Origin of the sequence: Anaerosporomusa subterranea (genome assembly GCF_001611555.1) — a bacterium.
In the GTDB taxonomy this organism is placed as follows: domain Bacteria; phylum Bacillota; class Negativicutes; order Sporomusales; family Acetonemataceae; genus Anaerosporomusa; species Anaerosporomusa subterranea.
This window is the reverse complement of record NZ_LSGP01000028.1, coordinates 85,487-109,719: the sequence shown is the minus strand read 5'-3', so window position 1 is coordinate 109,719 and position 24,233 is coordinate 85,487. Positions and strand designations below refer to the sequence as shown.

Here is a 24,233-nt window from a genome sequence, read left to right as displayed (position 1 = left end):
AAATCATATTCTTCTGTACAAATAGTCGCCGGTAATCTGAATGATATAGACTAAAATTAAAAGGATGATGACCGCTGTATAGAGCACCATATCATTAAAGCTTTGATAACCGTAATTCAGCGCTACGGCGCCTAAACCACCGGCTCCGACTGCCCCGGCCATTGTTGTCGCTGAAAGATAAGTAACCGTTGCGAGTGTAGTACCAGAAACGATTGAAGGAACCGCTTCCTTCACAATAACTCTGAAAATGATTTGGCTATCTGAAGCACCGAAGGAACGGGCCGCCTCAATCAGTTGCCGGTCCACTTGTAGGAAGGCATTTTCCAATATCCGCGCCAAAAACGGAGTCGCGGCGAGGGTTAATGGCAGAATAGCCGCCTGTTCGCCAATCGTTGTCCCGACAACTGCGCGGGTAATTGGGGATATGGCGACAATGAGGATAATGATAGGAAAAGAACGAATGGCATTGACGAAAAAATCGAGAACACGATAGATTGTTTTGTTCGGTTTCAGTCCATCCCGATGAGTGAGGTATAGCGCAACAGCCAATATAAACCCAAAAACGAAGGCTAGGATCATCGTAGCTATGAGCATGCGCAGCGTTGAAAATATGGAAGGACCAATGATTCCATCAAAATAGCGCCAAAGATTTGTCCAAAATGCACTATCGAACATCAATCTTCCTCCTCAGGCAAGGCTTGATCTGCATATTCAAGGGGTAATAATAATTTCCAGGGTACCTGATGGGCGTTCAAAAACTCGGTGACCCTTGTGCAGTCTGCATCCGTTACATTGATGGTTATCGAACCAAGCATACCGTCACGAAAACGCTCCATTTCCCATCCCATGATCAGAAAGTCGGTTTGCAAATTCCGGGCCATCTCTGTAATAAGGGGTTTCTGGGCGACCTCCTGAGATAGGGTAATTTTTATATTTACCCCTTTATGAGGTAATATCTGATCTTTCCTACCGATCAGATTGATCAGTGCCTTAGGCTGTCGCAAAAAAATTTCTTCCACGCTTCCGCTTTCGGCAATTTCGCCGTTTTCCAGGATCGAAATTTCTTCACAAGAACGCCTGAGTACAGACATTTGATGAGTAACAACGACAATAGTAATTCCCAACTGTTTATTAATTGCATCAAGCAGCGCAATAATGGAGTTGGCTGTTTGCGGATCCAGTGCGGAGGTGGCTTCATCGCACAGCAATATTCTCGGATTCATTGAAAGGGCACGTGCAATGGCAACCCGCTGCTTCTGTCCCCCGGACAGTTCTGCAGGAAAGGCGTTGATTTTATCTGGAATACCCACTAATTCCACAAGCTCTTTGACTTTTCTATCAATGTGAGCCTTATTGTATTTCCAGCATTTCATGGGTAAAGCGATATTCTCGTACACATTCATGCGGCTTAGAAGAGAGAACTGTTGAAAGATCATACCGATATCCCTTTTGAATTCTCGCGCTGCCTTTGCCGATAACGAGCTGACTTCAATTCCATCGACTGTCAGCGATCCTTCGTCATAGCTTTCCAAGCCGTTGATACAACGGAGCAGTGTAGATTTCCCCGCTCCGCTGCGCCCGACCAATCCGTAGATTTTTCCTTTGCCAATCTGAAGATTAATATCATTAAGCACAATCTGTTTAGCAAAGCTTTTTTTCAAGTGCGTAATCGAGATCAATTTGATCATCCTTTTCTTTGCTTCTCACAGAAAAAAGCAAAAGCAACAAATACTTGCTGTTCAGAGCGTTGATAAACGCCCATCTGCGTCGTTAGGCCCGCCTCCCCATTGCTAGCGTACCCTCTAGTACGCGTCACTGCTGGGGCGGCGGGCCTTCCTAGCATCTGGACATTTCTGAACGCTCTGGGAACGAGGTTTCTCAACAGCCGGAGCAACAAATACTTGCTGCTTTTTACTTTTCTCAGAACACGTATTAAGATTGCCTCAGGATTATTTGAACAGAACCAGAGCTCCATTGTAAAGCTCGTTAAATTTTGCTTTCATACTGTCGGATTTCAGGATGTCCATGGCATCCTTGACCCAGGGTGCTTGGGCATTTTTCGCATCAATTGTTAATCCTACCGGGAAGTTTACCGTCGTTTTATCTTCGGCAAGGAAAGAATTCGGGTCAATTCCTGCTTGCTTGATGCGGATTGCAGGACAAATCACTGCTCCTGCATCCTTGATGCTTCTTGCCGTTGTTGAAATCTCAGTCTCTAGGAATTTGATTTGCTTCGGATTATCCTTAATATCGAGAATCGTGTAAAACTTTTCTTTTTTCTCCCCTAAGGTAATCAAATTCAGTTGCTGAAGCATCAACAAGCTGGTTTCAATATTGCTGGGATCGTTTGGGATGGCGATTTGAACACCTTTTGGAAACTCCTCGATACTTTTATACTTTGAAGAATACATCGCGGTGCGATAATAGAACAGGTAAGGCTGGATCATTTCAAGTTTTGAATTATTTTGTTGGTTAAAGGCTTTAATCCAAGGAAGATGATTATGGACGAAACCATCGAGATTCCCGTCTTTTGTTGCAGTAGCCGGCATATTGTTGGCATCAAACAGAACGAGTTCCACATTGTACCCCTTTTTAGCAAGCTCATCCTTCAGAACAACCATAAAAGGCTGTAAGGTAATCAGGGTACCCAACTTAATGGATTTTGAATTGGTTGGCGCAGACGGCGGATTGGATTGGCTCGTTTGCTTCGTTCCAAAACAACCAACAAGCGTGAAGACCAAACCAAGAATTATAAACAATGATAATACCTTAGTAAACTTTTTCAACAAAGAAAATCCCCCTCTTTTGACTGAACATGATAACGTTTTTTTGTTTGAATTACTAAAATTAATTATACCAAAATTATTTTAGATGTCATAACTAAATTTTATAGCTAATATCGATTATATCAATACCAATAAATATGGAAAACTGCAGCTGAACTAATCAGTGTGGAGAAAAAAGGAAGCCCCAGCTTCTGCGTAAAGCAAAAGCTGAGGCGTTGCGCCATGTTTTTAGATCAAAGCTCAGTTAGTACTTACATGATGTACCTTTTTTCCAGGAGAGTAAATGTCCATGATGTTCCAGTGCCCCGCTGTAGGTACAGGATTATTAACCATCCAGGCATCGATCACGACAGGTTTGTTCATAGCGATAGCCTTTTCCATGGCCGGTTTGAATTCTTCCGCCTTGTTGATGGTGATGCCTTCTACGCCGTAAGCTCTGGCAATGGCTGCAAAGTCAGGCGAATAGGTTTTGCCGTCCTTTTCAAATATGGTACCAAAGGTGGTATCAAAATGCGCTTTTTCCAAACCAGCAATGGTACCAAAAGCATGGTTGTTCATGATGACAAAGATTGCCGGAATATTTTCTATAGCGGCGGTTGCTAATACGGCAGGGTTTTGACCGAATCCGCCGTCACCGATGAGGGATACTACTACTCTGTCAGGCGCAGCAACTTTTGCCCCTAAGGCTGCCGGTGAACCAAAGCCCATAGTGGCAAATCCGCCCGGCGTCAAAATGGAGCCCGGTTCGTAAATCGGGAACTGCTGGCCTACACCGTTTTTGTTCCAGCCCACGTCGGTGGTGATGATGGCATTGCGCGGTAATACGTCACGCAAATCAGCCAAGATGCGCTGCGGGCTCATGGGAAATTGATTGCTTTCTTCCACTTCTTTATTGCTGGCCTTGAAGGCCTTTCTATTGGCGGCGATCTCATCTTTTAAGGCCTGGTTCTGTCTAGCCTGGGGATACAATCGCTTAGCAACACGGTTTAATACCCTTAAGGCATTCTTAAGGTCTGCCACTGCTCCGATTTCTACCGGATAGTTACGCCCCAGTTCACTCGGATCGATATCAATATGAATTAATTTGGTTGGCGGGAAATTGAAAGTATATTCAGGATACCAGGAACTGCAGTCGGCCTCTTTGAAGCTGGTGCCAAGTCCTAAAATATAATCGGCTGCTTTGCATTTATCATTGATAAATTGGGTACCCCAGAAGCCGGTCATGCCAAGCACCAGCGGATGATCATCCGGCAATGTGCCCTTACCCATCAGGGAATGGCTGACAGGTATACCCATATGGACAACAAATTCCTGCAATTCTTTGGTTGCATCGGCTAGTATCACGCCGCCGCCAACATGAATGACCGGATTTTTGGCTTCTGCTAAGGTTTTCACAATTTTTTCGGCTAATTCATCATCAATCGATGGTTTATACATAGTTTTGGCATTCTGATTCAGTTTTTCAAATATGGCGGAATCGATTTCTTTTGAGAACATATCCATTGGCACATCGACAAGCACAGGTCCCGGCCGGCCTGATTCCGCCAGGGCGAAGGCCTTTTCCATGATTTCTGGCAGCAGTTCTGCATTGTCTACCCGCCAGGCACGTTTTACAAAGGGACGGTAGATTTCCCACTGGTCGCCATCTGCATGGAGATTAACTTCCTGATGAGGGTGTTTGCCGTAGTAGTGGCTCGGCACATCACCGGCGATAACTACCATCGGAATGGAGTCAAGAGCTGCGTTAGCTACCCCAGTGGCCGCATTGGTCAGTCCTGGTCCTAAATGGCTCAGTACGACTGAGGCCTTTTTGGTGACACGGGCATAGCCGTCTGCGGCATGTGAGGCAATTTGTTCATGCCTGACATTAATGAATCTGATTTTTTCACTTTTGGATAGTGCAGCTAGAAAAGCAATGTTGGTGTGTCCGCACAAGCCAAAGATATGTTTGATACCCCTGTTTTCCAGGTACTTAATCAGTTGATTGGCTACTATATCTTTCATGCTTACGCCTCCTGTTTTAGTTTAGCTTTTAAGCACTCCTCATAATCAAAATCAGCCGCCGATCAGGTATTTCATCGGAACGAGAACGATTTGCGGGAAGAGTATAAGCAGAATAAGCACTACTACCTCAACCAGTAAATATGGCATAATGTCTTTCATCAAATCATCCATCGACACCTTACCGGCACCGCAGGCGGCATTAAGCACCGTACCTACAGGCGGCGTTATCAGACCGATAGCATTGTTCAAAATAAATACCACACCAAAATAAACCGGATCAATTCCTGCCTTAATAATCAGCGGCATTAATACTGGTGTTAAAATCAGCACAGTAGGCGTTATGTCCATAGCGGTACCTACAACAAACACTAAAATATTAATAACTACCATGAGCATCAATTGGTTTTCCGTATATCCTGAAAGCATCTCAGTAACCATTTGCGGAATATTAGCAGCCGCAATCAGCCAGGATGACACCATCGCCGCAGCGATAAGAAACAGGATAACACTGGTGGTTTCACATGTCGATATAATAGCACTCCATAATTGTTTTACCGTAACAGTGCGATAGACAACAAAGCAAAGAAACAAGGTGTACGCAACAGCACCGACAGCTGCTTCTGTAGGTGTAACCACACCGCCCTTGATACAGACAATGATCAAAATCGGTAAAAACAATGCCCAGCTAGCATCTTTAACCGCAATAAGAATTTCTTTAAACGATTTGCGGGGAAATACTTTTACGTCTCGCTTGCGAGCCATATACCCCCAGGCAATCGCCAGACTCACCGCGATAACTACACCTGGTACAATACCAGCCATAAACAGTTTCATAACAGACACGCCACTGATTGAACCAAAGATAATAAACTGAATACTTGGCGGCAAAATGGGCGCAACAATCGAGCCTGCACCAATCAAGGCTGCTGAACCGCTTTTTGTGTAACCGGCATCAGCCATCATCGGTACCATAATAGCGGCAAGCGCTGCCGTATCAGCAATAGCCGAACCGGACAAACCGGCGAAGATAAAGGCCGTTAAAATGGCTACAAATCCCAAGCCACCGCGAATATGACCAACAAGCGCTATGCCAAAGTTAATAATTCGTTTAGAAATTCCACCGGCATTCATCAGCTCGCCGACAAGAATAAAGAAAGGAATGGCCATTAGCGCAAAATTATCAGCACCAATGATCAAATTTTGTGTCAATATACGAGGGTCAAATAGGCCAAGATGCAACATTAAAGCCATACCGCATACCAGCAGGGCAAAAGCGATCGGCATACCAAGAGCCATGGCGCCACACAATGAGCCGATAAATATTGCTACTGTCATTATATGTTCTCCTTTAACTGTTTACAGTTTTACTTCGTCTTCAGATTCCTTCATCACTACCAGCTGGTCAATAGCACCTTTGACAAACAAGGCACGATAAAGGTTGTAACAAACGATAATGGACATACTAACACTGGTTATGATACCAACGCCGTACATAAAGGCCATGGGAATTCCAGTTGCTGGCGCCAAACTATCTACAGTCATAAGAGTCATCTCGATACTTCCCTCAAAGAGTTGCCATAAACAAACAATCATTAAAATACAGCTAGCAAGATAACAAATCTTTTTAATTATTGTTGGCATTACCTGTACAAGTGAACTAAAGCCTAGATGATTATTCTTACGCAAAGCGTTGATAGATCCCAAAAAAATAACCCAGACAAATAGGAACCGGGCAAGTTCCTCGCCCCAGGGAATCCCTGAATTAAAAAAATACCGCATTACAACATTGGCAAAGACTAGAATACCCATCAGCGATAGACATGCCGCCATCATGTTGCCAAAAAGCGACTCAATTTTTTCCATTTTCTTCATATTGTTCAAGTTCCCTCTCACTAAGATTTTACATTTATTTAAAAATAATTTAATTCAAGAATTCATGGAGATAAAAATTCTTAAGAAGGGTTATGGTCCCCTCTTAAGAACTTTTGTTAAAACACAAGGTCCCTTTAAGCCTTTTGCTTATTAGCTTATTTCACAGCCGCCAATAACTGATTAACGAAATCTTCACCAATAGATGCGGCAAACTCTTTATAAACTGGTTGTAATTTGGCAACAATTTTTTCTTTTTCGCCAGGATTCAAATCTGTTACATTCATGCCACTCTTAGCAAGATCGACTAAACATTGAGCATCTTGTTTGTCATTTAAATCTCTCTCAAACGCTCTAACTTCTTTTTCTGCTTTAGTGATAATATCTTTTTCTTTATCTGTCAGGCTATCCCAGAAACTTTTGCTAACCATGAATGGGCTGGAACTGTACACATGTCCGGTTGTGGTCAGGTATTTTTGCACTTCATTGATCTTGTTGGTTTTAATGATTACAGCGGGATTTTCCTGTCCATCAACAACCTTTTGCTCTAAAGCTGAATACAACTGATTAAAGGCCATCGGGGTCGGATTAACCCCGAGAGTTTTCCATGTTGAAACATGAACTTTGCTTTCCATTGTTCTAACCTTTAAACCAGACATAGCTTCCAGGGTTTTTACTTCTCTCGTACTGTTACTCAGGTGTCTAAAACCGCTATCCCAATAGCCAAAACCAATAATTTTTTTGGCAGGCAATTCTTTCAATATGTCTTGACCAATAGGACCATCTAACACCTTAAATGCAGTTGCTTTATCTTTAAACAAGAAAGGCAATTCAAAAGCAGACATGTGAGGGATTATTGTCCCGGTAATCGCCGTAGATACTAAACCGCCTTGAATTGTACCCATCTGGATGCCTTCAAGAATTTGACGTTCGCCGCCCAGTACAGAATCGTGATAAACTTCTACCTTCAATGATCCGCCTGCCTCTTTATTAACAATTTCGGCAAATTTCTCGAGTCCTATCGAAAGCGCCCTGTCTTTTTGATTAACTGATGTTACTTTCATTACTTTTGCTTTGCCGCTCTGAGAACTAGCACCTTTCTCTTTGGAACAACCAACCATAAACACCGAAACCATACATACAACAAGAGCTAAAGATAGTATTTTTTTCAATCAAATCTACCCCTTTTCTACTTTTTCTTGCACAACGATTAATAGTGGTTCAATGGTAAATTTGTCCTCCCTTTTTCAATAATCCGAAAACCATTCATTTATATTCTAATTCATAATTTTCGCAATTTCTCTATGCAATATTGTTTTATCCTACAATATATTGTCCAATGATTTTCTATCATAACAGCTTGACTATTTACGGGAAACGCCAGTCGAAATAGTAATGCCGTTAGAGTTATCTAACGGCATAGTTTATTTCTATATTCAGTAGGAGAAATACCCTCCCATTTTTTAAAAACATTTGTAAGATAGTTAGGGTCATTGTAACCGACTAAGGAACTGATTTCCTTGATGCTGACCCTGGGATCTTTCAGTATTTCCTTAGTTTTTTCAATACGTCGAAAAGCAATATAGTCTACTAAGTTCATGTTTTTATATTGCTTAAAAATTCTACTTAAATAGTACTTACTAAAGCCCACCATATCGCACAATTCATCAAGTTTTATACACTTGCTATAGTTTTGATCAATATATTTACATACTCTATCAACCAACAACCCGTTTGGTCCATTTACCATGACTTCCGTTCCTGTCCCATCGTGAAAATTCTCGGGTAGCTCTAAGGCAACAGCCTCTACAGCAGCTTTGCCCCGGTCTAAGTCTGTTATGACGTTATTCAAAACCCTCAAGAACGTTTCGCTGTCAGCAGGTTTAATAATGAAATCCTCGGCCTTAACCTTTATGGCCTTTTGCGCATATTCAAATTCGCTAAAGGCTGTCAAAAATATAATCTTACAGTCAGAGTTAAATTGCCGTATTTCCTTGGCCGCTTCCAGTCCATCCTTGCCAGGCATTCTGATATCCATAATGATTATTTGCGGCTCTAATGCCGCCGCCTTAGAAACTGCCTCAATGCCATTAGTCGCCTCTTCCACAGCCTCAAATTTTAAACCGGCCTGCTGGATAAAATATTGTATTGCTTCCCTTTCAATAGCTTCATCATCAACAACAAGCAATTTATACATAAATCTACCTCTTTATTGGCTTAATTGGCACCTTTATGATAACAATTGTTCCTAAACCCTGCTTGCTTTTTATAGTATAACAGTCCTTATGGCCGCAGAAGCTGATCAACCTATTGATGACATTTGATAAACCAATCGATTTGATGCCTCCTGCTTTCTCCTTGCTTTTCCTCTGTAGAATAAATTTTATTTTCCCCTTATGAATGCCAACACCATTATCAATAATTTTAATCATTAAATTATCCTTATCGATATAAGCCTTAATCCGCAAATGCCCTCCTTCCACCTTTGGCTCAAGACCATGAATGATGGAATTTTCAACAATAGGCTGCAGCGTAAACCGGGGAATTGTTACCATCCCTGTTTCTATCCCCTTACAATCTATGTCTACCTTCAACCTGTCGCCAAAACGATATTGCTGTATTTGGACATACTGCTCAATTATCTCAAGTTCTTCCTGCAGGGTAGCATGGGCTTTATTGTCACCCATAGTATATCGTAAAATGCCTGCCAGTGAATTGATAAGCTTGATAGCGTCTGCCGAGCGATCGAGGGTTACTACCCTAGACACGGTATTTAAGGTATTGAATAAAAAATGCGGATTGATTTGTGACTGGAGAGCCAAAAACCTGGCCTCCTTTAGCAGTTCCCTGTTCTTAACATTTTTTATTTCCTCCCTGTGAAGCCTTGCTTCAATAACTGACTTTGCCTGCAAGTCACTTACAAGCTTTCTAATACTGCTGCTCATTACGTTAAAGGCTTGCGTCAGTGTGCCGACCTCGTCATGCGAAGGAACTGCCATTGTTTCAATATTTAATTTACCTTCAGACATTTGCAGCGAAAGCTTAGCAAGATGTTCAATTGGCTTGGTCAAGTAATTAGATAAGGCAAAGATTAATACTAAGCAAAGTAATAAGAATAGCAGAATAAACAGTGCATATACGAGTATAATAACTTTGGCATCCCTAACCATATGGTCGTATACTGTATTACCTTCCCGCAGACTTAACTCCAATAACTGTGACAGATAAGAGTCAATATAATGGTTGATACGGTATGCTTTATAGTAATGAGTAGTAAAATCCTTATTGCCATCCCGTTGCATTCTAATTGCGGCACTGCTTTCCTCCGAATAGGAATCAAAGGAATTCTGAATTGAACGAATGAGAAGATAAGCTTCAAGGCTATGTGAATTGTTGTTTATCTCCTGCAAGGTCACATAAAAAGAATCCACGCTTTGATTAAACGCGGCAAGATTATCCATCTGCAAATCATCAAAATACTTTGTGATAAATTGCTCATTTCTGACATTATTCTGTTGCAGCATGTTTATTTTAAAATACTCATTAATACTTCCACCAAAATTATTTATATAACTGTAGGTAATAATCAGTAATTGAATACTGAAAGTGCTTATGCATAAAATTACCGCCCCGAGAAATAATAGAAGCTTTTTTCTTATCGAAGCGTTATACCAATATTTTTTTAAATTGATCAACATAATAGTAGAACCTTTCCTTCTGGTATCAGACCTACTGTTAGTTTAAATTAACAATTGTCGCTAGATCCTCTTTTTTAAAGCTGTTGTAAATGGGTTCGACTGCCGATAAGAAACTTTCACTACTTTGGTAATTTGTATAAACAATGTTTACACCTAAATCATGTAAATGTTTCAATACCTCTTTTTCCATTTCATACCATGCTTGCTTTTGTTTAATGGCCGATTCTTTTGCGGCCTGCTCAATAATGGCGCGATCGTTTTGTGACAGATGCAGCATAGTTCCCCTGCTGGCAATAATCATATCGGGTATTCTTGCATGTTCATCATAAGTAAAAAATGGCGCCACCTCATAATGTCTAGAAAGATAATAGGCAATAATATTATCCTCTACCCCATCTATACTGCGTACCTGGAGTGCACTGTATAGATCACTTGCTTTAGTTGAAACTAGCGATGCCCCTAGATACAAATACCAATCTATGCTTACTTGCGATTGTTGAGCGTTTATTTTTAACCCTTTTATATCATCAATACTGTTAATTGGCCGTTTTGAATTGTAGAACCCTTGGGTACCTGCTTCATACCAGGTTAGGCAGGTGATTTTTTCCTTAAGCAAGCTTTCGATAAGGTCATTCCCTACCGGACCACTCAGCACCTGCCACATGTGCACTGAGTTTTTGAATACGTAAGGCAGGGTCATAATTTTTGCTTTAGGTGAATATCTGACTAATGAGGCCACACTTACTCTCGCTAAATCAATTCCGCCAAACTGAACCTGTTCTATTACACTTATCTCATCGCCAAGTCTGCCGGAATCATAAACCATAACCTTTATTCTTCCTGCCGATTTTTGTTCGACCAACTTGGCAAATTCTTTTGCCCCCTGACTGGAAGGATAATTAGGCGATCGGGTTTCGGCCAGCCGCAAAATAATTTTGTTTTGATTCGTTATACGATAGTCTTCAGCCTTATTGCCACAGCCGGAAATAAATAATAAAACTAGCAGCAGTAACAATAATTTATTAAATAGTTTCGACTTCTGCATAGTATTACCCCACTTACTTATACTTGCCTATTTGACAGCATTCCTTATCTCCTCCAGATCCTGTACAGTAAACAAACCTTTGCCAATATAATAATCATACACAGGCTTTGTCTGTTCAACAAACCGTTTCCGTTGCTCGTGCGTCAGGGTATTAACAATCATACTCTTTTCCAAATCAGCGAGGTTATTATTACTCGCTTGTTCGATCAGTTCATCACTGATCAACATCATTTCCACAGAAGCTTCTTTTAGTATCACTTTAATTGCCGGCTCAAGAGAATCATACCATGCTAGGTTTACAAAAAACGGGTCAGGATAATACTGGTACTTTATTATTGTCAAATACCTCTGAACCTGCTCCAACTTAAGGGTTCTTATATTAATAAGTGGATTTTCCTGTCCATCCACTACTCCTGTTTTAAGCGCATTATACAGATTATCATAATCAACAGGTATTACACAGGCACCAAGGGCTTCCAGCGTTTTAACAGTACTCTCGATCGGTGTTGTCCTCATCCTCAAACCTTGCATGTCTTTAGGCGCAACAATCGGCCTGACATTATTCGTTATATCTCGCAAGTCGCCAACATCACCTGTCGCCAAAATGACAATATTATCTTTTTGGGTAAATCTAGCAATCTTCTCACCAATTGGTCCTCTGGTGATTTGGTGAGCTTCTTCCAGTTTGTCGAATAAAAAGGGCATAGTATAAATAAGCAGTTCCGGTGCCGCGACTTCAATCTGATTGCCTCTCATTGCCTGCAGCCTGCCATCCTTCACCATCTGCATCTGTTCTAAATCGCTGCCCAACTGTGCAGCCGGATAAACTTGCACTTCTACCATATTGTTTGTTTTAGTCTCAACTGTTTGCTTGAATTTCAGCAAAGACTGGTGTCGCGGGTGGTTTATCGGCTGAGTATGGCCAATTTTCATTATTATTTTCTGTTCACTAATTGTGATGTTTTTCTCCTGTTCTCCCCTACAGCCAGCAATGGCGAATAAAATTATCAGAAGTATTAAAATGCTAATCCATTTCCATTTAATTTGCACAATATACCCCCTCGAAAAACTCTCGTCTCAACTTTTCTTTATGCTATCCTATTTGCCTCAGGAGATGAGCATCAGCATCTATTCTCTCTGGCAAATCTATTAATATCGTTAAGAATATTAATGCTAAAAACAGCCTATGGACCTGCGCTTTTCTATTTAGTTTAAAGCAAGCCTGAACAGCAATGAGTGATAATAATATAACTGTTCATATCCAGCATAGCAATTTTGCTAACAATACTATTTCAAGTCCCCATTGCAGGTATTTCTGATTAGTATGACTTTTTTCCATTTTGTATATTATATCAACAATTATCTATTTAAGTAAACATACACTAAACTCTTCATTATCAACTATTCGAGGGCATTCAGGGAAGAATTCCTTCCTCAACGCCCTCGAAAAAAAAAGAACCTCCACGGTTGAGGTTCTGCTTTCATGTTCTTTTTAGAGTTCATCGGTTGGCACCAGTTCAATTTATTCGATTTTCGCCGTTACCAGTGATACGGTTCTCCATATCAGGTCAAACGGCGAAAATTTGTAACAAAAAATTGCGACATTAAAAACCGTCCCTTGTCGCATTTATTTTCCTGGCAATGATGCGATTCACTGCATGGCGGTGTGGCACTCCCGCCGAATTGCAGTCAATGATGCTTTCCTCACAACGCAAAATCTCCCAGTCATGATAATACCTAGCCAGATCACCCGACTGATAAAAAAATTCGTTTTTCTCCCAATCTGGCGCCATCTTAACGAATGGTTTTTCAACAAAAATAAGATGCGCGTTCAACCCTCCAAGTTTCGTCCGCTGTTTGTATTTGTCAAAATGCTTCCGTCTTTGCTCCAGCGGTAAAAATTGGAGCGATCCGTGAGAGTAAAGAACATCATAATCCTCAGACATCTCGTATCCAATCATATCGGCATGAAGAATATTAACCGAATAACCCGACAACTGACTATATTGTTTGATTTTCTCAATGCCTGGAGTTGAAATTTCCAATGCGTCCACTTGAAAACCGCATTTGGCAAAATAGATGGCATCCCGGCCTTCGCCGCTGCCAACGTCTAATAAACGCTTATTCGCTGTATCGCCCTGTAGAATATCTACAATTTGTTCGGCAAGTTCTGAAGGCTGTATTCCCCAGTAGAATGCTTCTTTCTGATACTCTCCATCATACGGACCTGCCTTGCCCACAGAACTTTCCCCTGTCAGCAAGTAATCAATGGATACGTTGAGCAGTTTGGACAACAGTGGCAGCAGCAGGGTATCCGGCAGTGCATTTCCCTGCTCCCACTTGGAAATGGCTTGCGGTGTGACATTCAGCATGGAGCTAATTTTCTCTTGTGTATAGCCCTTTTCTTTCCTCAGCGAAGCAATTCGCCGCCCAAATTCATTATAGGTATTGCACATGGTATCTCTTCCTCTTTGAGATGTTCAGTACTGACAATCTCATTGTAAGTTAACCAGATTTCTAAGTCTAGCGAACTTTGGTTGCAAATATCAAAAAAAGTTCAACCGGCAGTTGTTTTTTATCGCTTATATTTAAGCTTCGTCTATTGCATTCAGTCTCATCCGCAATCCGCACATTCTCTGCTTACATTTTTTCAATATCAATCACAAAAGAATATTTATCATCTTCCAGCACACTTTGAGCCCCATATTTCTCCCAGATTTTTCTAGATACCATATTGTCTTCTCTAACTGCAGAAGATACATGCTTCAATCCTTTTCTTTTGGCTAACTCAAGTATAAGCTGAAAAGCTTTACTGGCATATCCCTTATTCCAATATCTACTCCCTAGCCAATAACCAATTCGGGTAGTATGGTTGACTATCTCCTGATGACTTAGCGATATCATCCCTATCGCTTTTTTCTCATGAACGATCGCAAATAAATCTGCACATCTCTCAGTGGCCCATTTTTTATTGGTTTCCATAAAATTCTGTTTGGATATCTTAACAGAGTTATTCGAACCTAAAGCATCAGCCAAACAATCATCATGATTAAGAAACCAAACAAGTTGGTCAATATGTTTATCAACGGATTCAAGAACTATGTTATTACTTTTATTGAAAACGCTATCGCTGGTATTTTCCATAAATTTATCTCCATTACAATTCCATCTTCAATCTTTCCATAAAAAATGTGAACGCTAAAAAGCTTTTTATTGGCATAACAGTTGCCTTATTAACATACTTACTTAAGTATCGACAAACTCCTTCAAATAAAACCTCAACCCCTGATTTAAAGAGTTGAGGCCAAAATTCGCCGTTTTATACATTTCCTTTTTTGAAGTTCATCATTCATGTCACTATTCTTTCAAGTATTTTCCCTTATCATTTTCAGTTATTTTACGAATTACCTTGCAGGGATTTCCCGCTGCAATTACACCAGAAGGAATATCTTTATTCACTACACTGCCAGCTCCAATTACAACTTCATCACCGATCGTCACGCCTGGCAGAACTACTACCTGTGCACCAATCCATACATTGTTACCTAGGTGATGGGATATTCATCGCGCCCTACCATCACTAACGAAAACACGATATCAACTAATTCTCCGCCAAAAAACCTTCGACTGGATTTTTTCACATCCTATAGCCTATTTAATAACGGCATATCAACAAATCGAATTGCTGCTGCCGCCAATACTGAGGTCGGGTCAATTGCAGGCCTGTCAATATGAAACATTTTAAATGCAACCGGAAGCTCTGTGCACCCCAATATCAACACTTCTGCCCCTTTCTCAAAAAGCTTATCGATTGCCCCATAAAACTCATTAATATTGATATTTCTGTTTGACGCCTTTACCCCATTATAAATAATATCCATTACACTCGTCTGTTGCATGGGCGAAGGAATAACTAAATCTATCCCTATATCCGTTAAAGCTTTATGATATACCCCTGACTGAATCGTCCCATCAGTTGCCAACAACCCAATTTTTCTTATTTTCCTTTTTTTAATTTCCTTCGCCGTTTCTTTCAACATATTTAAAAGCGGAATATCAAAAAAAGGCGTAATCTTATCATAAAAATAGTGCGCCGTATTACATGGCATAACCAACACATCCGCTCCCATCGATTGCAATCGCACGCCGCTTCTCACCATTTCAGGCACAGGATCCTTTCCGCCTTGCAATATGGCCTTTGTCCGGTCTGGAATATTGGTATTACAATCTACATAAATATGGATATGTTCTTGATCAGACTTGGCATCTGTCATGTCTATAATCTTTTTAAATAAATCACAAGTAGCTAAAGCTCCCATACCTCCAATAATCCCAATTGACTTTTGCATTTTACCTTCCCCCTGTTTACAACAACGGCTTACTCCTTATTTGATTTCATTATAAAATCCGAGTACAATAGAATCAAATACATATATCTATATAAATAATATAACTATTTGATTATACCGCGGAGGTCTTATGTTTAAGGGGAAAGAATATATTTATGAAGTCTACAAAGAAAAAAGCTTTTCAAAAGCAGCACAGAATCTCTATATCAGCCAACCTGCTTTAAGCGCTGCAATTAAGAAAATTGAAAAACGCATTGGCTGCTGTATATTTGACCGAAGCAGTAATCCTGTCCAGTTGACAGAAGGCGGTACCGAGTATGTAAAATCCATAGAAAAGATTATGGATATTGAAAATCGATTTGAAAACTATCTTAGCAATTTAAATCAGCTAAAAACAGGACGACTTTCTATTGGCGCAAGTAATGTTTTTGCTTCATTTATTCTTCCGGCAATAATTACCGAATTCACTATAAAATACCCCTCCATCAAAGTAAATCTCGTTGAAGCCAATAGTGCCCATTTAGAAGATCAGCTCTTTTCAGGCACACTCGATTTTGTCATCGATAATTACCCCTTGAATGAAGCAATCTATGAAAAACACTTATTCTGCAGAGAGTGTCTTATTCTTACCGTTCCCAAGAAATTTGCTTCAAATAGTCTGGCCCAAGAATACCAATTATCTATTGACGATATCCGCAACGGAATGCATTTAAATCCAGCGACAAAGCCCGTACCTTTGTCATTATTTGCCCATGATCCATGCATTTTTTTGAGGGATGGAAACGACACGCGAATGCGCGCAGATAGAATTTTTCAAGAATACGGCTTGACGCCTAAAATTATTTTAGAATTAGATCAGTTAGCTACAGCATATAACGTAGCCTGCTACGGCATGGGAATTACAATCATTAGCGATACCTTAGCCCAAAAAGCAGGCTATGGCTCAGACATGCTATATTACAAAATAAACAGTCCCTACACATTCCGCAATGTATTCTTTTATAATAAACAAAATAAATATATCACCAGAACTATGGAAGAATTTATAAAGATAGCACAGAAAACAGATAGCAAGCAATAACCATTACATTGATTTCACTGGTGACGAAGCGCTCCGCCCCCTGCCCAATTCGCATAAGACAAGCACCCTCAGCCCGTTTTTATCAGGGTTGAAGGTGCTTGTCGCCGTTACCAATGATATGGTTATCCGTATCATTGGTAACGGCGAATTATTCGCTATTGATGGATTCACTTATGTGGTGGCTTTAACAGCGCACTATCCAATTCGATACCAATTCCTGTTAAATACACATTTATCATTACGACGGTTACGCTCTCCGTATCATAAATAACGAACTATCACTTTTAATGGCAAATAAAGATTATATGCAGTATCTCATATCTATTGAAGAGAAAAATTAGGCGTCCTTAATTTTCTCCCACAGCTTACTGAACTTTGCTTTGGTAAGAATTTCGTGGGTCAAAAACTCACCTTGATAAAAAGCAGTATAGGTTGTAAATACAGCTGGGGATTGGCGAGCCTGTTCCCTGCTTTCCAGTTTGATGCGGTTTATGGGGATATCAAACTCTTCACTGATGATATCCAGCTCCTTTTGTACATGGTATTCAACAAAAGGACATTGATCGGTATACAGCACAGTCAGCCCCCGACTAAAAGAAAGGGGCGGTGTTTTTACGGTATCTCTAAACTTGGGCATTGCAGCGTCACCTTGCAGCCGTTTAACCAGCAACTCAAAGTAGGGTGGTGCTGTATCGGCGACTTCAAAACCCTTTTTCAATAGATAGGCTTTATCAGAAAGATAAGGTCTTTTTTTTAGGCTCGAAACTATGACAACTCCGTTTTTACCTGTCGCTTCATGCAAGCACGAATGCAATAGTTCAGCACCATACCCCTGGTTCTGATAACGACCAGCCACCCAAAAACAGTTGATGAACATATAGCCGTCGGCATCAATGGGGCACCAGGCGTTTTCGGCGGGCAAATATTCAATAAACACTTTCCCCCGAACGTCTGCTTTCCTGAAAACCAGTCCATCTTGAAAACGATTTCTCAACCACGCTTTCTTCAGCGATACTCCTGGTGCGGTTTTCTGGTCAGCAATGGCACAGCAAATATGCTCTCGTTCTAAGTTTTCTTCAGTTAATGTTAATAATTTCATTAAATAACCTCCGCTCATAGGGCTAATTAGAACTTCTTGAATAGCAATGCGATAATACTAGCATTATTACCTTTTCGATATTATTCGAACTCACAAAATTTTCAAAAGCCCTTCCCTCTACGTTTCATACACAGTAATGTTTTCATCATACCACACCAATACTCTACGACGATTGCCAAAGCTAGAAAACCATATCCGTTCAATGTAATAATTCCACCTTGTAAGAATAATACTCTGACTACAATTAGAATCCTTCTTAACAAAAAGCCTCAACCCCGCATAACGCAAAGATTGAGGTTTCTTCATTTTTTACAATTATACGGATTATGCCAAGTTCTTATTAGTTAGCGCAATATCGCAATTCAACGATTTAAATAAATATACTATTTAATCGTAAAATCTTCCGATTTGAAATTACTATAATACCTACCCATCTGTGCTGTAAATTTTAATACGCGCGGACAAGCGGGGATGTTCCTTTTTTGTCAACATTTTGCCACAACTCCTCACAAAGAGCAGATCAGTCCACTCACAGGCATCCCCCCCGTCAGGATGACCGCCGCACCTCCGCTAGCCAAACGTAGACCCTGGCAGATCAGCACGAAAGGAATTACGGCCGAGGGAATCAACCATTTGGCGCAGGTTATCCAGAAATACGAAAAGCCCTGCTGAACTCAGCAGGGCATGACTTGTCAAACTTAAGCGTTGTCTTCTCTAGCAGATAGGGTTTATTATCTCAGCCGGAAAACTTGGTTTACGCCAAGTTTATCATCTACTTGTGCGGAAAGAGCGGCAGTGGCGCGAGGAACAAGATATCATCACGATTGGCGGCATCGCCTTCGGCCAGGATAGCCGCTCTCGCGACCACCACTCCACCCGCCTGGCAAACAAGTCGTTCCACTGCAGCAACCGACTCACCTGTACTTATGACATCGTCAATAATAGCTACACGTTTGCCTCTGATAACGGCAGCGTCCTTACCGTCAAGACAGAGAGTCTGCTTTTTCTGCGTGGTGATGGAGTGGACCTCTATGGTTAGTGGGTCCTGCATGTAAGGCTTGACGCTTTTACGAGCGATAATGTAATTCATGCCGAGCAGTCGGGAAACCTCAAACACGAGAGGAATTCCCTTCGCCTCTGCTGTGATAAGTACGTCAATAGGAGGCAGCTTTTTGACCAACTCAGGCGCTGTTCGACAAACAAGTTCCGTATCGCCGAGAATAACGAAACTGGCAATGCTAAGATCAGGCGCAACCTGCAGGACGGGCAGAGTCCGCTCAAGGCCGCAGACTGTAAGTATGTAGGACGTTGGAATATTCATCTTTACCTCCATTAACTAAAAGTGCCAATTAGTAGTTTTACCAAAAGGCCTGCCACCATGCCGAGAAACGGATCAGTGATGGCGGTGACAGCCATTGTGACGCCGCCGATGATGGATTCGGGCGTACCGATGCCGCTTTGCAAGGCGAGGCTGGCGTTGATCGGCACGGTAACGATCACGCCAAGCACCAGCAAGAAGCCAGCAATAGATTCGTTTGGCACATATTTGCCGATACGGGGCAAGAGTTTCGACAGCAGGATAACTGCCATTAGACTCATCATTAGAACACCCGCCACTATTGGATGGGGCGCGGCACCAGTTGCGGAAATGATTGCTTGAACCGGTCCGCCGCCGAATAAGGAAGACGCCATATCAGCCAGGCTGCTGATAATGGTAAGATGATCCAGGTTCACATCTGTCTTGGCGATTGTCTGCGCAGTGATGTTGCCGAACGCGATATTCGCGCCAATATTCAGGGTAACGATACCCAGTGTTCCGCGGATGACGTTAACGTTAAGAATGGGCTTTTGAAAGATAAATTTCTCGCGCGATTCATCAAATAACAGATCGCATTTTTGTTTGAGAACTACGCAGGCGACCGTTGAGGCTAGTACCGAGGCAACAATAGTGAAAACCAGCTTATTTGCTGGATTAGGAGTTATGTAGTATGTCAACAGGGCAACCGCAATCGACACGATACCTATTGCAGGGTTGCGGCGAGTCATATCGACAGCCACTCGCGCCAGGAGTATACCTACACCTGCCATCATCGCGTTGGTTATTACAGGACCAATAAAATTCACGATCTTACCGAATACACCTAATAGGCCAATAGCCAGCAGCAATGCGCCTTCCCAGAATATCATGGACAGCCTTTCCTGAATCGTACGGCCCATCGTGCCAACTATCGTGATTGTTTCTGCCTGGAATGAAATTGGCGCTACAACCCCGAGTACGCCGCAACCAACAGCGCCGACGATGAACCCTGCCGCAGTGGGCACCGAGGCGAAGCCAAAGGTCAATGCCAATAACCCTTGCGGCAACCCATTGACGATAACACCCAAGGCTGCCAAAATGTCTTCAATGCTCATTTCTTTTCCCCCTAATTAATTAATTTAAAAACAAAAAAGCCTAGACCGATAGGGTCCACTCGCTTAAATGAGTGAAACCTATCCGTCTGGGCTTTTCTCCCTACGGTGTCATGGTTTAGGGTAAACAAAAACCATGCGAATCGCTCGGACCAGACCGGAAAACTCCGCGGAACCCTAGATTCACTTTCAGCTCATAGTCCAGTGATTACGGTCACCGGGTAGAGACTCTCGGGCCAATTCCCGAGGATATATGAGAAATATGTATATTTTATGTGTAGAATTTAGCAGAAATTTGTCGATATGTCAAGTTATATATCAGTCTGGCTGCAACGATAGCGGACGATTTCGAGGTCAGCGCAGGCCATATGAAGGTGTGCTGGGTTACCAGTGATACGGATCTCCATATCGGGTCAAACGGCGAAGATTGATTATACTATCTAGCATATACTATTAAATTTTGCTCCTTTGACTCTAAATATCTACGGTTCGTTTATTGCAAGTATCTGTAAAATACTCTAAACTAAATTTCGGAGGTGACGCTAATGGATTGCGATAAAATCGGTAACTTAATCTATAATCTGCGAAAAGAAAAAGCCATGACACAAAAGCAGTTAGCTGATTTAATGAACATCAGTGACAAAGCAATAAGTAAATGGGAGCGCGGCCTTGGATGCCCTGATGTATCCTTGCTCCCAGAGCTATCACAGATACTTGGAGTTAATATTGAGGAAATCCTCTCAGGTAAAATTGAACTAAATGAAACTATTGGAGGTAATATGAAAAAACTTAATTTTTATGTCTGCCCACAATGTAATAATCTCATGACAGCAACAGGAGATGCTCATATTTCATGCTGCGGAAAGAGGTTAGAGGCATTAGTTGCAGCAAAAGCGGAAGATAACCATCTACTAAATATAGAGCCTGTAGAAAATGAACTATATGTTGCCTCTTCCCACGAAATGAAAAAAGATCATTATATATCTTTTGTTGCGTATGTTACAGGAGATAGAGTTCTTATTGTGAAGCAATATCCCGAGTGGAATATGCAATTTCGATTTCATAAGTTAGGGCATGGCAAACTATATTTCCATTGCACGAATCACGGGTTATTTTATCAACTCATTTGAGTACCTTTTCGTTACATTGCTTTGAAAGAGAGCACAGACTACCTGTATCCAAATGACAGGGCAGCGCACAACAGAGAAACGGTGCGAGTAAAAAGGAGAATGTGGATATGAAAATTGTCTTGATCAACGGAAGCCCCAGAGGCAGAAGTAGCAATACGCAAATCATGGCCGAATCTTTTTTGCAAGGAGCCCAAGAGGCGGGCGCAAACACGTTAAACGTTTTTTTAGCGGAGAAGGAGATACGGTACTGTCACGGCTGCTTTTCCTGTTGGCTAAAGACACCGGGACGCTGTGTCATCGCCGACGACATGAAGCAAATTCTGGCTGAGGCAGATGGAGCTGATGTGCTGGTTTTGGCCAGTCCGCTGTATTTCGATACGATTTCTGGCCTGCTGAAAGTGTTCATGGATCGGATGATCGTCAAAGGCGATCCGCATTTCAGCAAGACGGCCACTGGTGAGTCACGCCACTGGAAAAAGCCAGGCGAGAAAACACCCAAATTGCTGATGATGTCGAATTGTGGTTTCCCTGAGCGGTCGCATTTTCAGGCGATATCACACTGGGTGCAGCGTGTGGCACAGAATATGCAGACAGAACTGCTGGGCGAAATCTATGCGGCACAGGGCGGACTTCTGTCAATGGAACTGCCGCAAGTCAAACTGTATCTGCAATGGGTCAAAAACGCCGGTGGCGAAATTGCATCGGGTCAGGCGTTGTCAACCGAAACGAAACAAGCGCTGGAACAGTCTTTCCTACCGGACGATATATATATTCAAAACGCCAATCAATACTTCGATAGCCTGCTGGGCAACAAATGATTGTTATTAAATTACCCGTAAAATAATAAATCCTGCAGATTCGTTATAAATCTGCAGGATTTATTATTTTTAGTTGTTGAAACCAGGCCTGTTTTTTCACTTGCCTGTCATCTCTCTTTGAAGAGACAGCAAGGGACGTTCCTAATTTGTCAACATATTGCCATGGCATCCACGTTCCGGTCAATTGCCTCGCGTATCTTCCCACTTTAGTATTTCCTTAGTAGACATCATTTTTGTGACAAAAAAGGTACGTCCCCTATTGTACTGTTTTTCCCAACTCAGCAACTTCATTTGTAGCCGGGTCAGGTTGACTGTTCTCCTTTCTTAATACCCCTCCCATAATCTATCCTCGTCGTTTTGGAAGTCGTCCACACAATATACACTCGTGCTCCCGCATTTGGGACAACATTCTAAATATCCACCATCGCCTATCGATTTCAGTATTGCTCCCTGTGTATTAAACACTTTTCCACATTTTGTGCATTTTACAACTGCCATTTTCTCTCTCCTTTTAGCTATACAATTTGCGTGTCGCGGAGACGGGTTTGTCGAAAACAATCTCTCACCAGCTTTGAGGTGACGGTGGGGATGTACCTATTTTGTCAGTTGTGACAAAATAGGTACGTCCCCCAACTTTCCCACATGTCACTAGAACCATCCCTTTGACAGTGTTACCCTTGTTACACTGCATCACCAAGTCCCTAACAACCGTTAAAAGCAAGGCACCTATCCCTTTGTTTTTTTACTTGTTTAAGCATTTATCGAGGTGTAAATGGCTCTTTAAGAAAAAACAAAATGACACACCATTCTAAAAATCTATAATTTCTGGTTTATAGTCGTCAGGCAATTCTTCTTCATTTAAAAATTGGAAATTGTCATCATTCAGTATTGGTATAAATATATCGTATGGAATCATAGAAAACTCACAGGCATAATTACTGGCTCCGAACCACATACCCGCTTTGCTACTCAAATTTAAGCCTCTTGCAAACTTTGTGTAGTTTGAGCAATCATGAACTGCTAAATCCCAGTTTTCTTCATCAGCTATTTTCATGAATTTCAAAGTTAATTCCCTACTCCAAATTGGAGATATATAGCCATGTCTGGAAATATACATATTTTCCCCATAATAATTGTTTATGTTATTCTCATTTAAATGTAATTCCGCACAATTGATAAAATCGAGTTTTGTCTCGAAGATTGCTTGCTTTTTCTTAAAAAATGCTTCGAAAAACTCAGGAGTCATTGGAGTTTCAATACCTACACTTTTGATATATTTTTTCGCTAATCCAATATTTTCAATTACTTTGTCCGAACACTTAGAAGCACCTAGGTTGAAACGTATCTCATTAAGACCGGCTTCACCTAATGCTTTCAATGTCTCTTCTGTAGCTAAAGTGCCATTTGTGTATAAATGTTGATGAATTTGAGCATCACTAAATTTCCTTATAACCGAATAGTATTCTTCAATTTCCATGAATGGTTCTAAATAAACGTAGGAAATGCCAGTGGGTTTTTGGTGAATGGAAAGAAGCAAATCAATATCCTTCTCGTAAAATTTTGTGCCTCCAATTTCCCACATACCTTCGCCAACTGGATGAATATCTTCTAGTTCGCTATAATTATAACAGAACTTACACTCTAAATTACATTTGTTCGTTTTCCTAATTGCACTCAAACCAGTACCCATCAGACAAGAACGACATCCTTTGGGGAATTTACTTTCATTTCCTACAAAAAAAGTTCTATTCTCTAAAGTTTTCAAACCTCTAATATCCGACATTAACGTATCATTTCTATGATCAATTGCTGCCTCAATTTGCGCAAAGGTAGAGTAAATGATTTCTTCATGTTTTATACTAATTTCCTCTTCCTCAGGCAATTGTGAGAAAAAATCAAACCATATCAACGCATCATTCTTTGAAATTTTCATAACGTACCGCCT

General features: G+C 41.3%; 21 protein-coding genes, 1 pseudogene and 1 riboswitch. Of the genes and pseudogenes, 3 read left to right on the top strand and 19 right to left on the bottom strand.

What is annotated here, in order from left to right:
- Positions 1-3: 3 nt before the first annotated feature.
- The 15 genes and pseudogenes from AXX12_RS18485 to cuyB all read right to left on the bottom strand — a co-directional run bounded on the left by AXX12_RS18485 (position 4) and on the right by cuyB (position 15,751).
- Positions 4-675 (bottom strand): methionine ABC transporter permease, encoded by a 672-nt coding sequence (locus tag AXX12_RS18485; RefSeq protein ID WP_066245921.1) that lies wholly within the window; start codon positions 673-675, stop codon positions 4-6.
- Complete coding sequence (locus tag AXX12_RS18480; RefSeq protein ID WP_066245973.1) at positions 675-1,679, bottom strand: methionine ABC transporter ATP-binding protein; 1,005 nt, start codon at positions 1,677-1,679, stop codon at positions 675-677. Before AXX12_RS18480 ends, AXX12_RS18485 begins: the two co-directional genes overlap by 1 nt.
- A 270-nt stretch (positions 1,680-1,949) precedes the next feature.
- Positions 1,950-2,789, bottom strand: a complete 840-nt coding sequence (locus tag AXX12_RS18470; RefSeq protein WP_066245915.1) for a MetQ/NlpA family ABC transporter substrate-binding protein — start codon at positions 2,787-2,789, stop codon at positions 1,950-1,952.
- Between the two features lie 237 nt (positions 2,790-3,026).
- Positions 3,027-4,790 (bottom strand): thiamine pyrophosphate-binding protein, encoded by a 1,764-nt coding sequence (locus AXX12_RS18465; protein WP_066245912.1) that lies wholly within the window; start codon positions 4,788-4,790, stop codon positions 3,027-3,029.
- A 51-nt stretch (positions 4,791-4,841) separates the two neighbouring features.
- Entirely contained in the window at positions 4,842-6,125 is a 1,284-nt protein-coding gene (locus AXX12_RS18460) for a TRAP transporter large permease (protein ID WP_066245909.1), read from the bottom strand.
- 21 nt (positions 6,126-6,146) lie between these two features.
- Positions 6,147-6,662 (bottom strand): TRAP transporter small permease, encoded by a 516-nt coding sequence (locus AXX12_RS18455; RefSeq protein ID WP_066245907.1) that lies wholly within the window; start codon positions 6,660-6,662, stop codon positions 6,147-6,149.
- 155 nt (positions 6,663-6,817) lie between these two features.
- Positions 6,818-7,831, bottom strand: coding sequence for a DctP family TRAP transporter solute-binding subunit (locus AXX12_RS18450; protein WP_066245905.1), 1,014 nt, complete (start codon positions 7,829-7,831; stop codon positions 6,818-6,820).
- A gap of 239 nt (positions 7,832-8,070) precedes the next feature.
- Positions 8,071-8,856 carry a response regulator transcription factor gene (locus AXX12_RS18445; RefSeq protein WP_066245903.1) on the bottom strand — a complete coding sequence of 262 codons (786 nt, stop codon included), beginning with the start codon at positions 8,854-8,856 and terminating at the stop codon, positions 8,071-8,073.
- A 4-nt stretch (positions 8,857-8,860) separates the two neighbouring features.
- Complete coding sequence (locus AXX12_RS18440) at positions 8,861-10,357, bottom strand: sensor histidine kinase (protein ID WP_066245901.1); 1,497 nt, start codon at positions 10,355-10,357, stop codon at positions 8,861-8,863.
- Positions 10,358-10,394: 37 nt separating this feature from the next.
- Entirely contained in the window at positions 10,395-11,402 is a 1,008-nt protein-coding gene (gene dctP / locus AXX12_RS18435; protein ID WP_066245899.1) for a TRAP transporter substrate-binding protein DctP, read from the bottom strand.
- A 27-nt stretch (positions 11,403-11,429) separates the two neighbouring features.
- The gene (locus AXX12_RS18430) at positions 11,430-12,452 is read right to left on the bottom strand and encodes a TRAP transporter substrate-binding protein (RefSeq protein ID WP_082816990.1); all 1,023 of its coding nucleotides are present in this window, start codon (positions 12,450-12,452) and stop codon (positions 11,430-11,432) included.
- Positions 12,453-13,006: 554 nt separating this feature from the next.
- Positions 13,007-13,858: a helix-turn-helix domain-containing protein gene (locus AXX12_RS18425; protein ID WP_066245897.1), complete on the bottom strand. Its 852-nt coding sequence runs from the start codon at positions 13,856-13,858 to the stop codon at positions 13,007-13,009.
- A gap of 184 nt (positions 13,859-14,042) precedes the next feature.
- The gene (locus AXX12_RS18420) at positions 14,043-14,546 is read right to left on the bottom strand and encodes a GNAT family N-acetyltransferase (RefSeq protein ID WP_082816989.1); all 504 of its coding nucleotides are present in this window, start codon (positions 14,544-14,546) and stop codon (positions 14,043-14,045) included.
- 213 nt (positions 14,547-14,759) lie between these two features.
- Positions 14,760-14,951, bottom strand: a pseudogene (locus tag AXX12_RS18970) (DapH/DapD/GlmU-related protein); the annotation flags it as partial.
- 95 nt (positions 14,952-15,046) lie between these two features.
- Complete coding sequence (gene cuyB, locus AXX12_RS18415; RefSeq protein ID WP_066245895.1) at positions 15,047-15,751, bottom strand: cysteate racemase; 705 nt, start codon at positions 15,749-15,751, stop codon at positions 15,047-15,049.
- A gap of 130 nt (positions 15,752-15,881) precedes the next feature.
- Between cuyB and AXX12_RS18410 the strand changes: the two genes are divergently transcribed.
- Positions 15,882-16,832, top strand: coding sequence for a LysR family transcriptional regulator (locus AXX12_RS18410; RefSeq protein WP_066245893.1), 951 nt, complete (start codon positions 15,882-15,884; stop codon positions 16,830-16,832).
- 337 nt (positions 16,833-17,169) lie between these two features.
- On the opposite strand, the gene AXX12_RS18405 is transcribed toward AXX12_RS18410, so the two are convergent.
- The 3 genes from AXX12_RS18405 to AXX12_RS18395 all read right to left on the bottom strand — a co-directional run bounded on the left by AXX12_RS18405 (position 17,170) and on the right by AXX12_RS18395 (position 20,343).
- The gene (locus tag AXX12_RS18405; RefSeq protein WP_066245891.1) at positions 17,170-17,931 is read right to left on the bottom strand and encodes a GNAT family N-acetyltransferase; all 762 of its coding nucleotides are present in this window, start codon (positions 17,929-17,931) and stop codon (positions 17,170-17,172) included.
- Between the two features lie 772 nt (positions 17,932-18,703).
- A complete protein-coding gene (locus AXX12_RS18400; protein ID WP_066245889.1) occupies positions 18,704-19,252 on the bottom strand; it encodes a phosphoribosyltransferase family protein in 549 nt (182 codons plus the stop codon).
- A gap of 11 nt (positions 19,253-19,263) precedes the next feature.
- Entirely contained in the window at positions 19,264-20,343 is a 1,080-nt protein-coding gene (locus AXX12_RS18395) for a guanine permease (RefSeq protein ID WP_066245887.1), read from the bottom strand.
- 174 nt (positions 20,344-20,517) lie between these two features.
- A riboswitch (purine riboswitch) is annotated at positions 20,518-20,617 on the bottom strand.
- A 268-nt stretch (positions 20,618-20,885) separates the two neighbouring features.
- Between AXX12_RS18395 and AXX12_RS18390 the strand changes: the two genes are divergently transcribed.
- The gene (locus tag AXX12_RS18390; RefSeq protein WP_066245885.1) at positions 20,886-21,470 is read left to right on the top strand and encodes a helix-turn-helix domain-containing protein; all 585 of its coding nucleotides are present in this window, start codon (positions 20,886-20,888) and stop codon (positions 21,468-21,470) included.
- 107 nt (positions 21,471-21,577) lie between these two features.
- A complete protein-coding gene (locus tag AXX12_RS18385; RefSeq protein ID WP_066245883.1) occupies positions 21,578-22,288 on the top strand; it encodes a flavodoxin family protein in 711 nt (236 codons plus the stop codon).
- An 808-nt stretch (positions 22,289-23,096) separates the two neighbouring features.
- Here the strand turns inward: AXX12_RS18385 and AXX12_RS18380 are convergent.
- Positions 23,097-24,221: a radical SAM protein gene (locus AXX12_RS18380; RefSeq protein ID WP_066245879.1), complete on the bottom strand. Its 1,125-nt coding sequence runs from the start codon at positions 24,219-24,221 to the stop codon at positions 23,097-23,099.
- Positions 24,222-24,233 lie beyond the last annotated feature (12 nt).

Bases quoted from the DNA above. Each gene is read 5' to 3' on its own strand.
- AXX12_RS18465 (WP_066245912.1), bottom strand. From the start codon at position 4,790: ATGAAAGATATAGTAGCCAATCAACTGATTAAGTACCTGGAAAACAGG.
- AXX12_RS18425 (WP_066245897.1), bottom strand. From the start codon at position 13,858: ATGTGCAATACCTATAATGAATTTGGGCGGCGAATTGCTTCGCTGAGG.
- cuyB (WP_066245895.1), bottom strand. From the start codon at position 15,751: ATGCAAAAGTCAATTGGGATTATTGGAGGTATGGGAGCTTTAGCTACT.
- AXX12_RS18485 (WP_066245921.1), bottom strand. From the start codon at position 675: ATGTTCGATAGTGCATTTTGGACAAATCTTTGGCGCTATTTTGATGGA.
- AXX12_RS18440 (WP_066245901.1), bottom strand. From the start codon at position 10,357: ATGTTGATCAATTTAAAAAAATATTGGTATAACGCTTCGATAAGAAAA.
- AXX12_RS18385 (WP_066245883.1), top strand. From the start codon at position 21,578: ATGAAAATTGTCTTGATCAACGGAAGCCCCAGAGGCAGAAGTAGCAAT.
- AXX12_RS18410 (WP_066245893.1), top strand. From the start codon at position 15,882: ATGTTTAAGGGGAAAGAATATATTTATGAAGTCTACAAAGAAAAAAGC.
- AXX12_RS18445 (WP_066245903.1), bottom strand. From the start codon at position 8,856: ATGTATAAATTGCTTGTTGTTGATGATGAAGCTATTGAAAGGGAAGCA.
- dctP (WP_066245899.1), bottom strand. From the start codon at position 11,402: ATGCAGAAGTCGAAACTATTTAATAAATTATTGTTACTGCTGCTAGTT.
- AXX12_RS18420 (WP_082816989.1), bottom strand. From the start codon at position 14,546: ATGGAAAATACCAGCGATAGCGTTTTCAATAAAAGTAATAACATAGTT.
- AXX12_RS18405 (WP_066245891.1), bottom strand. From the start codon at position 17,931: ATGAAATTATTAACATTAACTGAAGAAAACTTAGAACGAGAGCATATT.
- AXX12_RS18455 (WP_066245907.1), bottom strand. From the start codon at position 6,662: ATGAAGAAAATGGAAAAAATTGAGTCGCTTTTTGGCAACATGATGGCG.
- AXX12_RS18400 (WP_066245889.1), bottom strand. From the start codon at position 19,252: ATGAATATTCCAACGTCCTACATACTTACAGTCTGCGGCCTTGAGCGG.
- AXX12_RS18460 (WP_066245909.1), bottom strand. From the start codon at position 6,125: ATGACAGTAGCAATATTTATCGGCTCATTGTGTGGCGCCATGGCTCTT.
- AXX12_RS18380 (WP_066245879.1), bottom strand. From the start codon at position 24,221: ATGAAAATTTCAAAGAATGATGCGTTGATATGGTTTGATTTTTTCTCA.
- AXX12_RS18395 (WP_066245887.1), bottom strand. From the start codon at position 20,343: ATGAGCATTGAAGACATTTTGGCAGCCTTGGGTGTTATCGTCAATGGG.
- AXX12_RS18390 (WP_066245885.1), top strand. From the start codon at position 20,886: ATGGATTGCGATAAAATCGGTAACTTAATCTATAATCTGCGAAAAGAA.